Source organism: Sneathiella sp. D3-11 (assembly GCF_055809395.1).
Map to the genome: position 1 here is coordinate 3151583 of NZ_CM147911.1, position 14519 is coordinate 3166101.

Genomic DNA, 14519 nt, shown 5'->3' on the forward strand with positions numbered 1-14519 from the left:
TGTCATGGTTTGTGAATGTAGGATTGCGGCTGTTGTTTTAGCGCTTCCAGATTGTTCCGCACCCAATCGACGGTTTGGGAAATTCCTTGGTCGAGTGAGATTTCATCAGACCAATTTAAAGTTTTTCGAAGCTTGCCGTCATCGAGACTATAGGTTTGATCTTTGCCTTGACGTTCACCAACCACCTCGATCATATCCGCAGGGTCTGCACCGAGAACTGCGCATGTCTTTTCCACAAGGCCGCGGATACTGATCAGTTCCGGAGTTGAGATGTGGTAGCACTCACCCAACTCACCCTTCAGCGCAATTTTAAGCGTCGCACTTGAAACATCCTCGATATGAATGAAGGAACGCTCCGAATGTCCGCCACCATGAAGCTGAAGCTTCTGACCGGTGAGCGCATAAAGGATCGTGCGCGGAATAATGCGATAGAGCTGCTGGCCGGGGCCATAAACATTGGCCGCCCGGGTATAGGTGACCGGAAAGTCGTAGGTCTTGAAAAAGCTGTTGAGGCTCATATCCGCCGCAGCGCGGGAGACGGCATAAGGCGTGCTCGGGTTCAGGACGTGATCTTCCCGGACAAAGCCAGAGGTGCTGCCATACACCTCCGGTGTCGAGATATGGACGTATTTTTCGAGAATATCCAGTTTGCGAAGGGCGTCATGCAGCAATACCGTGGAAAGCGCGTTAGTACGAAACCAGTCCCCGGGGTTTGCCCAGCTTTCTCCGACCATGCTTTGTGACGCGAAATTCACCACATGGGTGATATTTTCCGCCACGACAAGATCAATGATCTTGTCGAGATCATTGTTCAGATCAAGTTGGTGGAACTGGAAATTATCTTTCTCGCTTATCCATTTATAGGGAAGAAAAGCGTCATGGGGCTCGGCAGATCGGCTCGCGCCGTGCACAACGTATCCAGATTTCAATAAATGGGCGACGAAGCTCGCGCCGGAGAAGGAATTGCTGCCAAGGACTAAAAAATTCTGGGTCATGAAAAATTACCGGTCAGTCTGGCGTGGTTCCTGTGAATACGCGGGGCATTAAAAATCATCTATTAACTACATCTTTGAGGGAGGGACGTCCATTTCTTTTGCCCCTAATTAGTTGTCATCAGGTCTATTGTCTTTGTATCGAGTGAGGCTAATGCCAAACAGGCCTGAAACTGGCGGAGATAGTTTTGACGGGTCTCATCCGCAGACCAATAGGATGGAACCGAAGAGATAAGTGACATTGCTTGCGTCTTATCCCGAATTTCCCTCTGCGCCTCAGCCAACGCCGTTACATTGCCGATATCCCGATGATAAAGATCATTATGGAAGCTGTTCATGCGCCCGATGAAATGCGGCAGTATCTCGGTGCTGAAGTCCGTAATCGAAGGACTTGCCGCCATAATTTTATCAATAGCCGCAAGTTCCATTATATAGACTGCCCCGTTGGCGAGGCGGCCGATATCCGCTTTTGGTTTCTCAATGAAATCAATGACCCTTTTTTCTTTGTTGAGGGTCACGATGCCACAGCTCTGTGGATCATCCGTCTCAAATGTCATCATGGTGAGTGCACAGTCTTTCGGTCGGTCTTTGAATGAATTCCTAAAATCACCGACATCAAAGAGTGTTAGGTTGTCTGCATGCGCCAAAAGTAGAGCTTCGCTGGAAATTTCATCCCTGAAAGTCTTCAAGGTGCCCGCCGTTCCTAATAATTCTGGTTCTTCCAAAAATTGCACGTGTTGTGCATATGGGCTTGTCGACACATATTCGCGAACAATTGGCGCAAGATAATGCAGATTAATGAAAATTCGTTCAATTCCACCTGCTATCAGCATTTCGAGCCAGAGCCCTAGCAACGGACGGCCATGAATGGGCATAAGGCATTTTGGCAGCTCTGACGTCAGCGGTTGCAGGCGGGTGCCGAGGCCGGCGGCAAGTAAGAGAGCTTCCATCTTAACGCCTCCTGTTAGAGTACACCAAGCTCGTGGCGGATTTCATCGATGCTGAGTGGTCGGTTGCCGACCGTCGCCACCTGGCATCCTGAAGCGACCGATCCGATATAGGCAGCTTCCCATATGGACGCGCCACAGGCCAGCGCGAGAGAGGCGGAGACCAGCATGGCGTCACCTGCACCCGCAGGGTCTTTTGGCGACGCGCACAATGCCGGAAGACGGTCTGTCATCCATGCGCTTTTATCCGGGTGGGTCGTCTGAATTAATGTCCCTTCCGCACCGAGGGTGAGGAGAATATGCTCCGGGTCGCATTTCCTCGCGAGCGCTTCTGCGACGGCGACCAGCCCGATATCATGGTTCTGGATGGCGAGCCTTGCCTCAACCTCAGTTGGCTTGAGCAGCAGCATTTTCTCAAACCGGGCGATGTTGCCGATCTGAGAAGAAGTTTGGCTATCTGCCACCATCGGAATTTGGCGTTCCCGGCAATAGGCCGCGATGCGATTAACCAGGCTTTGCGGTAAAACTCCGTAGTTGAAGTCAGAGAAAACCAGAAGATCCAGATTAGCGGCAAGGCGTGTGAAATGATCGAAAATTTCGTCTTGCAGGCTCTGCTCGATCGCGTGCTGTTTAAGTTTAGAGACCCTGAGGAGCGTCTTGCCCGCACTCCTAAAACGTTGTTTGAGTGTGGTCGAACGGCTTGGGTCACGAGCAAGTATGACCTCGACCCCATAGTCCTCCAACTTTTTCTGGCCATCCGTTGCTTCATGGTCGTCGCCGCAAACGGTGAGATAACTGGTTTTTGCGCCAAGTCCCCGTGCATGGCTTGCGACGATTCCGGCACCGCCAATAAATTTCTGCTCTAGCACAGGTGTGACAACAATGGTCGGATCTTCTCTTGAGAGGCCAAGCACATCGCAAGTAATATATTCATCGATGATTAAATCGCCGATTACCAGCACATTCAGGTTATCGAATCGGTCGAGAATAGCGGAGAAATCTTCACTCCTTATATTGTGCCTATTCAGATAGTTCGCGGAGGACTTTAAATTAAAATTTGAGGTTGGCCTCTCACTCTCCGCCTGAATGAGGTCAATTGAGGAAAAGACCGCGTCACCTGAACTGAACAGCAGCTTGCCGCCATAAGCTGCCAATGCGTCGCGCTCAGGATTATGCAATTCCTGATGCTCTTTGCCCTTAACGATAAGGTCCGGGCGGATAGTATCAATGGCATCGGCAAGGTCATCTTCAAGAATAAAGGCATAATCCACGTAGCTGATTGCGGCAATATTTTCTAGCCGAAGATGCGCAGGCACCAGCACGCCCAGCCGGTCGTCTGCATTGACCGCAACGACAAGGATATCGCAGCAATCGGTTGCGAATTTCAACAGTCGGAGATGGCCAGGATGGACTACATTGAAGTTGCCGCTCACCATGCCGATTTTCTTATTAGCGCCACGTTCCGCGCATTGGGCGGAGATTCGGGAGGCATGGTCTTTCAGGGTTGCTGTCATTTCACTCCCCAAGGGATGGATTGATTTCCAATAGGGGGCGCATGACGCGGCCCGCTTCCAAGTCATCCAATGCGGCGTTGACATTGTCAAGGCTGTAGCGTTTGGTGATCATATTTTTGAGTGGCAAATTCTGGTCCACTGCCATTTGATAAAAGCGCGGTAAGTCTTGGTCTGGTCGGGTTCCGCCACCCCAGCTACCGTGAATATGCTTGCCGTTAACCAATTCGAATGGATCTATGGAAATTTTCTGGCCCGCGGCGGGATGAGATGCAAATACGCAGTGTCCGCCATTGCGCCGCACGGCATTAAAGGCAAGCTCGATGGTTGCAGTATGTCCTGCGGCATCGAGGGCGTAATCCGCCCCCATCCCGTCCGTTAGTGCAACGACTTGCTCCAGAATATCGGCATCGCCACCGTTGAGCGCATGGCTCGCACCGAGTTTTAACGCGGCTTCAAGCTTTTCTTCATTGACATCGATCGCAATGAGCTTTTTTGGGTTACAGCAATGGGCGTACATGAGTGAGACAGCGCCAATACCGCCGATACCAATGATGACAACCATATCATCCGGAGTGATGTTGATTTCATTGAGTGCAAGACCGGCACCTGTCGGAATGGCGCATCCAAAAAGTACACCAAGATCCATGGGGAGTCCGGCAGGGAGAGGTACAAGACGGTTCTCCGCCACAATAGCTCGTTCGTTAAATGTAGTAATACCTCCGGAATTAATGACATGGTCGCGCCAGCTATAAAGTGCGCCCGAAGCTTCCATTCCCTCGCCGCAGAATCCAACCGAGAATAACTTTGTCGCCGACGGCTATCTTGCGGACACCTTCGCCCGTGGCCCTCACAACTCCCGTCGCCTCATGACCGAGTAGATGTGGTAAATACTTGTCTTCCCCGCGTTTTCCACGAACCTCCATAAGCTGGCTGTGGCAGACTCCGCTGTAGGCGATTTCGACTTCGACTTGGCCGGGGAGGAGGGCGGGGAGTTCAATTCCGTCAATAAGACGCAAGGGTTTTCCGGTTTCGAAAAGAACAGCGGCCTTCATATCGACTGATTTTACACCTTCTAGTTTCAACCAAAAATGTTCCGTTGGTGGGGCGGTGCTGACAATATCAGCAGATTGCTAAGAATGATACCTTGACTATACGCTAGCAGAAAATGTGAGTGATATAAAAAAGTCAGTTTCGTACTGGCAATTCAATCTCAGGGATTGTAAATCATTTCAGCAGCCGGTTGGCCCGGCCGGAGAATCGGGCATTGGGTATGTAGTCTTTGGAAGGACGAGAGCGATGAAACAGTTTTTTAAATTAGCGATGGTGACCGCACTGGCAATTTTGGTCAGCGGGTGCTTTGGGCGTGTTCAGCCTGTTTATAATGCCGAAGCTAATCCGGTTCCGGTCAAGCTTCAGGAAACATCCTTGGAAAATATTGGTACAATCATCCAGACTGCCGCCATTAACCGTGGTTGGGTTGTCAACGAAGTTACGCCGGGCAAGATGAAGGCAACCTTGCACAACCGCACACATGTTGCAGTCATTGACATCACCTACTCCAAGAAAGACTATTCGATCAATTATGTTTCCAGCGTTGATTTGCTGTATGATGGATCGAAAATTCACCGGAGCTATAATAAATGGATCCGGACCTTGCAGAACGATATCAACAAGAGTCTGAACGTCGCCGCCCTTCAGGCGTAAGGAAGGTTGATGGAGGCGGGGATTCCTTTTGCGGTTCAGCGCTGGTCTGCTTGGGCACCGTCCCTCGATAGTCCAGAGGCATGGCGACTATGGGCTGACGACGATGTCGGCTTGCCAGTCGAGGAGGCCACGCCGGATGTGCGTGACCTCCCGGCAGGACTGCGTCGACGACTTTCCCGGTTGGGTAAAGTTGCATTACGTGTCGCTATGGATGTCGAGGTAGAAGAGGCTCCCCGTGTTGTTTTCAGCTCTCGCAACGGCAATGTAACGCAAATGTTGTCGTTGCTGAAAAGCCTGGCGGTGGAGGAGCCTATTTCCCCCACCGGTTTTGGTATGTCGGTGCATAACTCTCTTGCCGGTATGTTGTCCATTGTCAGTAAAAACCGAGCGGCGCAGACAGCGATTGCCGCTGGTGAGGAAAGCCTGTGTCTGGGCCTAATAGAGGCATTGACATGTCTTAAGGAAGACCCGACCTCACCGGTATTGCTGTTGCATGCTGATGAAACACTCCCTGATTTCTATTCGCCCTTCCAGGATGCTGATGTGCCCGTCTGTGCACTGGCGCTGCTCATCAGTAAAGCGAAGGACGGTGGAGAGGCATATTCCCTCGGATTTTCCGGTACAGAGACACGGCCTGCGCCGGGGGATCCGCTCACAAGTTTTATTCGGTTTCTACTGCGTGGGGAAACTGATTGGAACTGGTCCGGCCCGGAGGGTGACTGGTCGTGTCGCCGCCATGCTTGACCGGTTAAATTATGTCTGGCGGTTGATCGGGACGGGCCTCGCCTTTGCCTTCTTTGGTCTTGGCGGCATATTTATGACAATTTTTATTTTTACGCCCATTGCCTTTTTTACCAAGGATGAAACGTCGCGCATTCGCCGTGTACGTAAAACCATTTATTACGCCTTTCGGGTTTTCGTTTATCTGCTTCGGGTCGGTGGCATTATTGACTCCCGCTTCCATGATACTGAAAGAATTAAGGATGTGCGCGGGGCTCTTATCGTCGCCAATCATCCATCATTGCTCGATACGGTCTTTCTGATGTCGCGGATGCCCAATGTGCAATGTATCGTCAAGCATGAGCTCTGGAACAATACCTATCTTGGCGGCGTGATGCGTGCGGCGGGATATATCCGCAATGATGGTGATGCGGAAATGATGCTGGCTCAGTGTGAGAAGGCCCTGAAGAACGGACAGAACATTCTGGTCTTCCCCGAAGGCACCCGGTCAGTGCCGGGGCAGGCGCTTAAATTCCAGCGCGGAGTCGCCAATATTGCAACGCATTTCAGCGCCCCAATCCAGCTAGTGACAATAATATGCAAACCGTCAACCTTAACGAAAGGAAGTCCCTGGTATGCTATCCCTCCGCGCCAGGCTCGTTTTGATATTACCTTTGACGAACAACTGGACATGACCGACTATCTGAGGCATGAACCAAGGTCATTAAAGGTACGCAAGCTCACGCGAGAGTTGGAGCAGTATTATGTTGGAAAACTTTGCAATGAATGATTTTGAATTTGAAATTAAGAAGCTGGTGATCAAGACCTTGAACCTTGAGGATATTACGCCCGAGGAGATTGACAGTGAGGAGCGCCTGTTCGTGGATGGGTTGGGGCTCGATTCAATCGATGCATTGGAACTCGGTGTTGCCATACAGAAAACCTACGGCATTAAAATTAATAACAAAACTGATGATTTGAAGGAGCATTTCGCTTCTGTGCGCAATCTCGCGCGCTTCATTACATCCGAAAGGAAGGTAGTAGGGGCATGAACCGCGACGAGATATATGAAAAACTTCGCGAATATCTTGAAGATATGTTCGAAGTTCCGCCGGACCTCATTTCCGAAGACGCTCAGCTTTATGAAGATCTGGATCTTGATAGCATCGATGCGGTGGATCTGGTCGTCAAGCTGCAGGATCTGACGGGAAAGAAAATTCCACCTGATGAATTCCGGACTGTGCGCTCGGTGGGTGATGTGGTGGATCGGGTTCATGCCCTCTTGGCGGCTTAAAGCAGGGCCGCTGGACCTTCTGCTCGTCCTGATCAGTATTGCCTATCCCTTAATCGTCTATTTCGGACTGATGAAATTTCCCCCGTTGGTTGTCGGACTGGCGCTTGTCGCTTTTCTAATTCTGCGCCTTTTGTTAAACAAAAGCCGGCAGACACGCAAATCGGAAGCCTGGATATATCTGCTCGTGCTGGGCGCGGTTGTTGCTCTGCTGGCGATCAATGAAATGCTCGCTATCAAGGCTTATCCCGTGCTGATCAGTCTTTCCTTCGCGGCGGTCTTTGCTTATTCCCTGATTTCCCCACCGCCAATAATCGAACGGTTTGCACGGATGATGGAAGGCGAGCTTGATGCTCAGGCGATGAATTATACGCGTCATGTGACGGAGGCCTGGGTCATTTTCTTTCTCGTTAATGCCTCCATTTCGCTCTGGACGGCGCTATACGCCGATCTGGCCTTATGGACCCTTTACAATGGATTTATTTCATATTTGTTGATTGGCCTGATGTTCGGGGGAGAATATATTCTCCGGTTGTTTGTGAAACGCAAAAAAGTGAGTTAATTGGTGTTTACCCCGCTATCGAAATTGCTATCCTCCAGCCATGACAGAGAAACACTCGTCGCGACCACGCCGGACGGGGTGAAGACTTTCAATGACTTAAGCCATGAAGTTGCGGATATTTGCGTCCGATTAAAGGAACAGAATATACGTAAGCTGGTGCTGGCCACCACAAGCAGCTATGCCTTCGCCACCGGATTCTTGGCGGCGCTGCATGCCGATTGCCGTATCGTTGTGCCGCCCAATGCCTTGCCGGGAATGCTAGCACATTTTGTGGGCAAGGACTGTCCGCTTCTTTCCGATATTGAGGGGGCCGGGGGTGATCATCAGATTTTGATTGATGGCTCAAAAGGGGCGATCACTGACTTCAAGGAGCTTGACCCTGATCGCTCATATCTTGATTTTTATACGTCTGGTTCCACGGGCACTCCAAAAAGGGTGCCCAAGACGCTTTCGCAGATTGAGAATGAACTGGAAGTTCTGGATGAGAGATGGGGACGTGAACTGGAAGGCGCAGCAACACTTGGGACCGTTAGCCATCAGCATATCTTCGGCCTTTACTTCAAGCTCCTCCTCCCGCTGTGTGAGGGACGGTTGTTTTTTTCGCAAACCTTTGAGATCTGGGAGGAGTTGCTCGCCGTCGCGCCTCCTGGTGCCTGTTTTGTCTCTAGTCCGGCGCATCTGACACGTATTCCACCGTTTGATCCATTACCCGCAGAAGAAATGGCACCGGTAATATTCACGGCCGGTGGCCCCTTGCCGTTTGAGGCCGCTGAAGATGCACGCGCAAAGTTTGGCCCGCTACCGACGGAGGTATTCGGCAGCACCGAAACCGGCGGTGTCGCCCATCGTCAGCAGGAACAACAGCGCACGCCCTTCACGCCGCTTCCAGGCATGCAGACACGGATTGATGCGCAAGGGCTGCTCAGTGTAAAATCAAATTATACCGATGGTAAAGATTGGGATACGACTAATGACATAGTTGAACGGCTTGATGACGGAAGTTTTATCTTGATGGGACGGGCTAATCAGTTCGTTAAAATTGAAGGAAAGCGCATTTCCCTTGCTGAAGTCGAGAAATATCTGGCCCAATCGGATTTAGTCGCGGAAACAGCAGTCTTTATCCTTAAAGAAGAGCAGGAAACTCTTGTCGCAGTGGTCGAGTTAAGCCCGGCTGGCTGGCAGCGCCATCAAGAAATCGGTGCTTTTCGTTTGGGGCGCGCCTTGCGGCGGGATCTTTCGCCTAACCTGGAGAATGCGGCGCTGCCGAAGCGCTGGCGTTTTGTTAAGCGGATACCCATTAATGCTCAAGGTAAACGTCAGCAACCGGCTTTGAACGAACTATTTGCCGGTCCCGGCAGGTCGAACTAAACTATCCTGATCATGACTGAAAACGCTGAAATAAAATGGTCAAATATCCGCCACTTTCCTGAAATTCGCAGTCAACAGCGAGAAGGGGACATCATTGAGATTGAACTTTTTGTGGATGCGGGCCTTTTTCAGTTTCAGGGGCATTTCCCGAATGAGCCGGTGTTGCCTGGCGTGGCGCAAATTGACTGGGCTGCACAGCTTGGCCGGGAGCATTTTGGTTTTAACGGGCCATTCACGCGCATGGGCCAGCTTAAATTTTCAAGATTGATCGTTGCGGATAGTCTTCTCTTTCTCCGCCTGGAATGGAACCGGGAAAAGCGGCGTCTTATTTTCTCCTACCGGGATGGGGATGAGACCTGCTCATCAGGGTATTTTGAACTGACGGCACCATGAATTTTTCCCTCGCGGCCATTGTGCCGAGCTATAATCATTATCGCCATATCGACAAGGTAATCGGGGCGCTGAAGGGACAAGGGCTTCGCGTTTTTATTATCGATGATGGCAGCGAGGAGCCGGCAAAATCCGAGTTGGAGAAATTTCATGACCCGGAAGAGGGGGTGACGCTCCATAGTCAGCCACAGAACAGCGGCAAGGGGGCGACCGTGATGGCTGGATTTCGTCTCGCCGCAGCGGAGGGCTTCACTCACGCCTTACAGATTGACGCGGATGGACAACATGATGTCGACGCTCTCCCGGCACTGATTGACCTCGCGGTGGTACATCCCGAGGCGTTGATCAGTGGTCAGCCGATTTATGATGAAACAATACCGGCCTCCCGAAAATTTGCCCGCTGGATCACCCATGTCTGGGTCTGGATTGAAACGCTATCGACAACGATTACGGATAGTATGTGTGGATATCGGATATATCCGCTGAATGCGACGATTGACGTCATCGATAGTGAGCCAGTCGGCCATTATATGGATTTTGATACCGAGATCATGGTGCGAATATATTGGCGCGGCACTCCGGTCCGGATGTTGCCAATCCATGTGACCTATCCTGAGGACAATATCTCTAATTTCCGTCTTGGTGCAGATAACTGGCTGATTACCAAGATGCATACGCGGCTCGTTCTCGGGATGCTCACTCAGGTGCCCAAGATTTTGCGCAATCGGAGAGGCGATATACAAGAGCCGCGACATTGGGGAAGTATAGGTGAGCGAGGGGCGGCGCTTGGCCTGAAGATACTCTTTTCCTTATATCGTGTTGCCGGGCGTCGGTTCTGCTGGTACGCGATGCAGCCCGTGCTTCTCTATTTTTTTGTGACCGGGCGGGAACAGCGCGAAGCGTCGCGCGGCTTTTGGCGTCGAGTATACGTGGCGCAGGGCGAGGTGCGAGAGCCGAACATTTGGCAACTCTGGCGGCATTATCGTTCCTTTGGGGCGATGGCACTCGATAAACTGGCAGCCTGGATCGGTCATATCCGCCTCAACGATATTGTTGAAGAAGACCTCGGCATGTTGGACAAGTTAGCGGAACGGAAGTCTGGCGTTATGGTGGTGACATCGCATCTTGGCAATGTGGATATTCTTCGTGCCGTCGGTGCGGCACGCGGCATTAAAAACATCACAGTCTTCGCTCATACGCGCAACGCCGTCCGCTTTAACGAGATATTGAGCGAGGCTAATCCAGCCGCAACAGTTGATATTATGGAAGTGCAGGATATAGGTCCTGCCACGCTTATCCTTCTTGAGGAGAAGCTTGCGGCAGGCAACTGGATTGTGATTGCGGGTGACCGAATTCCATTAGAAGGCGGCAAGCGTATTCGGAATATTGATTTTCTGGGTGAACCGGCGCCTTTTTCAGAGGGAGCGTGGATCATAGCGGCATTGCTCGGCAGTCCGGTCTATTCGCTTCATTGTCTTCGCGACGAGAAAAAATACCGTATTCTGTTCGAAAAGATTACAGATCGGGTCAAGCGCGGGCGTCCACCGCACGATGGTCTGGCGGAACCAATGCAGGGTTATGCGAAAATCTTGCAGGAAAATTGCCTAAAATATCCGGAGCAATGGTACAATTTCTATGATTTCTGGGCCGCGCCAGAAAAGAAACCCTTACCGGTTAAGAATAACAAGGAAACAACATGATATCGGCGGATATTACTCTGAAATGTCAATTTTATGATCTTGATCCGATGGGAATTGTCTGGCATGGCAATTATGCCCGATACTTTGAGCAGGCCCGATGTGCCCTCCTAGACAAGATGGACTATAATTATGAGCAGATGAGCGAGAGCGGCTTCGCTCTGGCCAATTGTCGATATGCGCATCAAATATATCCGGTCGATCCGGTTTGGTCAGGAAGTGCGGGTCGCCGCTGACCTTGCGGAATATGAAAATCGGCTGAAAATCAATTACCAGATCACGGATGTAGACACGGGTGAGCGGCTGACACGGGGATTTACAATTCAGGTGGCGATTGATAAGAACTCCGAGGAAATGCTGTTTCAGTCACCACCCATTCTATTTCGAAAAGTTGAAGCTCTGCTGTGCTAAAATCAATCCGCCTGTTCATATGCGCCATGATTATTTTGGCTGCGTTTCCGGTCCGGTCGGCTCCGCTGATCCTGGGCGAGGGGGAGGCGGTGATGGGCCGGTTTGTTCAGGCTCGGTACTTGCGCGATTTCGACAGACCGATTCTATCGGAGGGGGAATTTTTCCTCCTGCCGAAATCGGCGTTGATCTGGCAGACGGAAAAGCCATTTTTCAGTCGCATGGTCATCGATGAAGATGGGCTCAGTCAGGGTTTGAAAGGCGCTGAGGTAACACGTCTCAGCTTCAAGCAGTTTCCTGGGTTTAAATTGTTGCGCGATACGCTTGAAAACAGCTTGAGTGGAAACTGGACACCGCTTGAGGAAATGGCAGGAACGAAGCTCCTTCCCGCGGATGAGAAATATACGTTGCGCTTTTCTCCAAAAACCAGTGGCCTGACACTCCCCTTTGCCTATCTCAATTTCGAGATTGGTGACTTTCTGGAAACGGTAGAGATTGTGAAAAGCAACGGTGATCGCGATGTAATTACCTTCTCGGATCAAAAAGTGGCACCAGTGGCGGACGTCAGCGCAGCAGCTGATGCCGCCAAGGAAAAGCAGCCGTGAATCGCGCTGGCCTCATGATCTATCTCGCTTTGCTGTGCAGTGCTATGGCGATTATCGGCTGGCGACTGCAAGATGGCCTTCCGCTTGATACCAATATCGTTGCAATGCTTCCCCAATCGGAAGAGGCGGAGTGGGTCGCCCGGGCCGAAGCCGCGGAAAGATCACAAGGTTCGAACCAGTTGATTGTCCTCGTCGGTCATCCCGACTTTGAAACTGCGCGGACTGCTGCGCTTGATCTCGGCAAGACGCTTGAAGAGAAGCGCATCGTTAATTTGACGCAGGACCAGCCGGACCAGTCGACATTGGTAAGCCTTAATGAACTCCTTTTTCCGCATCGTACGGGCTTGCTTAGCGAAGGGGATCGGCGCTTACTATCTGCCGGACAGGAGCAGGTTCTCGTCGATCGAGCGCTGGTGCAAATACTGTCCCCGCTTTCTCTTGCCGACGCGGAGATGATCCGGCGCGATCCTTTTTTACTTCTGCCCAATTATATCGCCGCCAGCACGGAAAATACGTCCAAACTCCAAAGCCGTGCCAATGTTCTCGCGGTTGAGGAAAATGAAAAATGGTTTGTTCTCGTCCGCGGGAAGCTTGCCGGAAACCCATTTGATAAGGGGTTCCAGTCGCGTGCGCGCAAAACTTTCGATGAGGTAGAAGACAAGCTCGAAAAACGTTACAGCAATATTCAGTTGCTGAAAACCGGCGCGGTCTTCTACGGGGAACATGCCTATAGACAGGCCGAAGATGAGGCCGGATTTATCGGAATGATCTCTTTGATCGGCATCATTATTCTGAACTTCCTTGTTTTCCGGAGCTTTCAACCTCTCGCGCTCAGCCTTCTGGCCATCGCCTCAGGAATTGCTGGCGGTTTGGCCGTCACGCTTCTTTTCTTTGGGACTTTGCAGTTACTGGCCTTGGTCTTCGGCGCGGGGCTGATAGGAATTTCCGTGGATTACGCATTCCACTATTTCTGTGAGCGCTTCAATCAGGCGTCATCTGCGCCCGCAGCGCGGGCACGGGCCATTCGATCCGGCCTGACGCTGGGGCTAGTGAGCTCGGTTCTCGGCTTTATTACACTCGCCCTCACACCTTTTCCAGGACTTCAACAGATTGCCCTGTTTTCCGCATCCGGCCTGACGATGGCCTATCTAACGGTGCTGTATGCCTTTCCCTATCTTGATCGCGCGACGCCCTTTCGTCATGGAGAGAAATATCTCAATTTCTCAATGCTCCTTCATGATTTTTGGTGGAAAGACGCCACCCGAAAATGGAGATGGCTATTCGTCATACTTCTGATTATCGCAGGGGGCCTTGGTGCGATGCGCATAACGGTGGATGATGACGTTCGCCGATTACAGTCCTTGCCGCAGGACCTTCAGGCCGAAGAGCAAGCAATCCGCATTCTTGCCGGGATTGAAAACCAGACCCACCGGTTTTTTGTACGCGGATCTAATCCAGATGAGGTGTTGCAGTCAGAAGAAGCGCTTGCGCTGGATCTGGAGGCATTGCGGGCGAGCGGAATTATTGGGAGCTATCGGATGATCTCTCAGTTTGTTCCCTCCAAGGCACGTCAGCTTGAAAATCAGACCTTGGTAGATGAGTCGTTAATGCCTCATCTTGCCGAACATATGCAGATGATCGGGCTTTCGAGGTTGTCTCCCTATCAACAGGGTGAGGGCGTTCTGACTATTGATCAGTTCACAGATGCCAACCTACCGGGTCTGTTTTCGCATCTTCGTGTTTATAAAACGCCCGGAATTGTCGTGCATGCCGTATCGCTTTCCGGGGTTAAGGATACGGCTCCGCTCGCAAAGCTTGCCGAGAAGTCTGAGAATGTTGCCTTGATCAGTCAGGCTGACAGTCTCAGTAAAACCTTCGGTGCCTATCGCGTTCGCGCGCTCATCATGCTTGCGGTCGCCTATGCCGTTGTGTGGGTTTTCCTTTCATTAAGGTATGGTATCCTTGGTGCGATCAAAGTCATGATCCCGTCAGTGGGGGCTGTGGTTCTTGCGCCGTGCCTGATTGCTCTGATGGGGGAGCCTTTTACGTTCTTCAACGCTATGTCTCTGATGCTGATATTCGCCATCGGTCTTGATTATGCACTCTTTAATCGGGAGGCGTCCGGGGAACGGCAACGTCGCGCCATGCTGGCCAATGGCTTGTCGACAATTTCGACCCTGCTGGCGTTCGGACTTCTGGCGTTGAGCGACACTTTTGCCATTCATGCCTTCGGGATTACGATCCTCGTCGGTATTACATTAACCTATATTCTGGCACCACGCGCCGCCGATCTTGAAAACCCTATGACGGAGCCTTTGTAG

At 51.4% G+C, this 14519-nt stretch carries 16 protein-coding genes and 1 pseudogene; 12 read left to right on the plus strand and 5 right to left on the minus strand.

All coding sequences use genetic code 11. The annotated features are described in order from the left end of the window. Nucleotides 1–2: 2 nt before the first annotated feature. From AC0L73_RS15895 to AC0L73_RS15915, 5 genes are all read right to left on the minus strand, one after another. The gene (locus AC0L73_RS15895) at nt 3–995 is read right to left on the minus strand and encodes a GDP-mannose 4,6-dehydratase (RefSeq protein WP_227951269.1); all 993 of its coding nucleotides are present in this window, start codon (nt 993–995) and stop codon (nt 3–5) included. 104 nt (nt 996–1099) lie between these two features. After that, complete coding sequence (locus AC0L73_RS15900; RefSeq protein ID WP_227951271.1) at nt 1100–1942, minus strand: nucleotidyltransferase family protein; 843 nt, start codon at nt 1940–1942, stop codon at nt 1100–1102. A 14-nt stretch (nt 1943–1956) separates the two neighbouring features. Continuing rightward, nucleotides 1957–3453 (minus strand): PfkB family carbohydrate kinase, encoded by a 1497-nt coding sequence (locus tag AC0L73_RS15905; protein ID WP_227951273.1) that lies wholly within the window; start codon nt 3451–3453, stop codon nt 1957–1959. 1 nt (nt 3454) lies between these two features. Further along, entirely contained in the window at nt 3455–4225 is a 771-nt protein-coding gene (locus AC0L73_RS15910) for a zinc-binding dehydrogenase (RefSeq protein WP_473654213.1), read from the minus strand. Further along, nucleotides 4200–4535, minus strand: a complete 336-nt coding sequence (locus AC0L73_RS15915; RefSeq protein ID WP_473654214.1) for an alcohol dehydrogenase catalytic domain-containing protein — start codon at nt 4533–4535, stop codon at nt 4200–4202. The genes AC0L73_RS15910 and AC0L73_RS15915 overlap by 26 nt, the downstream gene beginning before the upstream one ends. A gap of 214 nt (nt 4536–4749) precedes the next feature. On the opposite strand from AC0L73_RS15915, the gene AC0L73_RS15920 reads away from it, so the two are divergent. From AC0L73_RS15920 to AC0L73_RS15975, 12 genes and pseudogenes are all read left to right on the plus strand, one after another. Then, nucleotides 4750–5157 carry a hypothetical protein gene (locus AC0L73_RS15920; RefSeq protein ID WP_227951278.1) on the plus strand — a complete coding sequence of 136 codons (408 nt, stop codon included), beginning with the start codon at nt 4750–4752 and terminating at the stop codon, nt 5155–5157. Nucleotides 5158–5166: 9 nt separating this feature from the next. Beyond that, nucleotides 5167–5901, plus strand: coding sequence for a beta-ketoacyl synthase chain length factor (locus AC0L73_RS15925; RefSeq protein ID WP_473654215.1), 735 nt, complete (start codon nt 5167–5169; stop codon nt 5899–5901). After that, nucleotides 5873–6667, plus strand: coding sequence for a lysophospholipid acyltransferase family protein (locus AC0L73_RS15930; protein ID WP_473654216.1), 795 nt, complete (start codon nt 5873–5875; stop codon nt 6665–6667). The genes AC0L73_RS15925 and AC0L73_RS15930 overlap by 29 nt, the downstream gene beginning before the upstream one ends. After that, nucleotides 6660–6929, plus strand: coding sequence for a phosphopantetheine-binding protein (locus AC0L73_RS15935; RefSeq protein WP_227951285.1), 270 nt, complete (start codon nt 6660–6662; stop codon nt 6927–6929). Before AC0L73_RS15930 ends, AC0L73_RS15935 begins: the two co-directional genes overlap by 8 nt. Beyond that, a complete protein-coding gene (locus tag AC0L73_RS15940; protein ID WP_227951287.1) occupies nt 6926–7171 on the plus strand; it encodes an acyl carrier protein in 246 nt (81 codons plus the stop codon). The genes AC0L73_RS15935 and AC0L73_RS15940 overlap by 4 nt, the downstream gene beginning before the upstream one ends. Next, a complete protein-coding gene (locus tag AC0L73_RS15945; RefSeq protein ID WP_473654217.1) occupies nt 7152–7730 on the plus strand; it encodes a COG4648 family protein in 579 nt (192 codons plus the stop codon). Before AC0L73_RS15940 ends, AC0L73_RS15945 begins: the two co-directional genes overlap by 20 nt. Before the next feature lie 3 nt (nt 7731–7733). Then, nucleotides 7734–9098 (plus strand): AMP-binding protein, encoded by a 1365-nt coding sequence (locus AC0L73_RS15950; RefSeq protein WP_473654218.1) that lies wholly within the window; start codon nt 7734–7736, stop codon nt 9096–9098. A gap of 12 nt (nt 9099–9110) precedes the next feature. Further along, entirely contained in the window at nt 9111–9491 is a 381-nt protein-coding gene (locus AC0L73_RS15955; RefSeq protein WP_473654219.1) for a 3-hydroxyacyl-ACP dehydratase FabZ family protein, read from the plus strand. Then, complete coding sequence (locus AC0L73_RS15960) at nt 9488–11188, plus strand: glycosyltransferase family 2 protein (protein WP_473654220.1); 1701 nt, start codon at nt 9488–9490, stop codon at nt 11186–11188. The genes AC0L73_RS15955 and AC0L73_RS15960 overlap by 4 nt, the downstream gene beginning before the upstream one ends. Then, a pseudogene (locus AC0L73_RS15965) lies at nt 11185–11596 on the plus strand (acyl-CoA thioesterase). The gene AC0L73_RS15960 and the pseudogene AC0L73_RS15965 overlap by 4 nt, the downstream one beginning before the upstream one ends. Then, the gene (locus AC0L73_RS15970) at nt 11590–12198 is read left to right on the plus strand and encodes a LolA family protein (protein WP_227951299.1); all 609 of its coding nucleotides are present in this window, start codon (nt 11590–11592) and stop codon (nt 12196–12198) included. The pseudogene AC0L73_RS15965 and the gene AC0L73_RS15970 overlap by 7 nt, the downstream one beginning before the upstream one ends. Next, nucleotides 12195–14519, plus strand: coding sequence for an MMPL family transporter (locus tag AC0L73_RS15975; RefSeq protein WP_473654221.1), 2325 nt, complete (start codon nt 12195–12197; stop codon nt 14517–14519). The genes AC0L73_RS15970 and AC0L73_RS15975 overlap by 4 nt, the downstream gene beginning before the upstream one ends.

Coding starts and splice junctions, on each gene's coding strand:
- AC0L73_RS15895 (WP_227951269.1), bottom strand. CDS start 995: ATGACCCAGAATTTTTTAGTCCTTGGCAGCAATTCCTTCTCCGGCGCG.
- AC0L73_RS15900 (WP_227951271.1), bottom strand. CDS start 1,942: ATGGAAGCTCTCTTACTTGCCGCCGGCCTCGGCACCCGCCTGCAACCG.
- AC0L73_RS15905 (WP_227951273.1), bottom strand. CDS start 3,453: ATGACAGCAACCCTGAAAGACCATGCCTCCCGAATCTCCGCCCAATGC.
- AC0L73_RS15910 (WP_473654213.1), bottom strand. CDS start 4,225: ATGGAAGCTTCGGGCGCACTTTATAGCTGGCGCGACCATGTCATTAAT.
- AC0L73_RS15920 (WP_227951278.1), top strand. CDS start 4,750: ATGAAACAGTTTTTTAAATTAGCGATGGTGACCGCACTGGCAATTTTG.
- AC0L73_RS15925 (WP_473654215.1), top strand. CDS start 5,167: ATGGAGGCGGGGATTCCTTTTGCGGTTCAGCGCTGGTCTGCTTGGGCA.
- AC0L73_RS15935 (WP_227951285.1), top strand. CDS start 6,660: ATGAATGATTTTGAATTTGAAATTAAGAAGCTGGTGATCAAGACCTTG.
- AC0L73_RS15940 (WP_227951287.1), top strand. CDS start 6,926: ATGAACCGCGACGAGATATATGAAAAACTTCGCGAATATCTTGAAGAT.
- AC0L73_RS15945 (WP_473654217.1), top strand. CDS start 7,152: ATGCCCTCTTGGCGGCTTAAAGCAGGGCCGCTGGACCTTCTGCTCGTC.
- AC0L73_RS15955 (WP_473654219.1), top strand. CDS start 9,111: ATGACTGAAAACGCTGAAATAAAATGGTCAAATATCCGCCACTTTCCT.
- AC0L73_RS15960 (WP_473654220.1), top strand. CDS start 9,488: ATGAATTTTTCCCTCGCGGCCATTGTGCCGAGCTATAATCATTATCGC.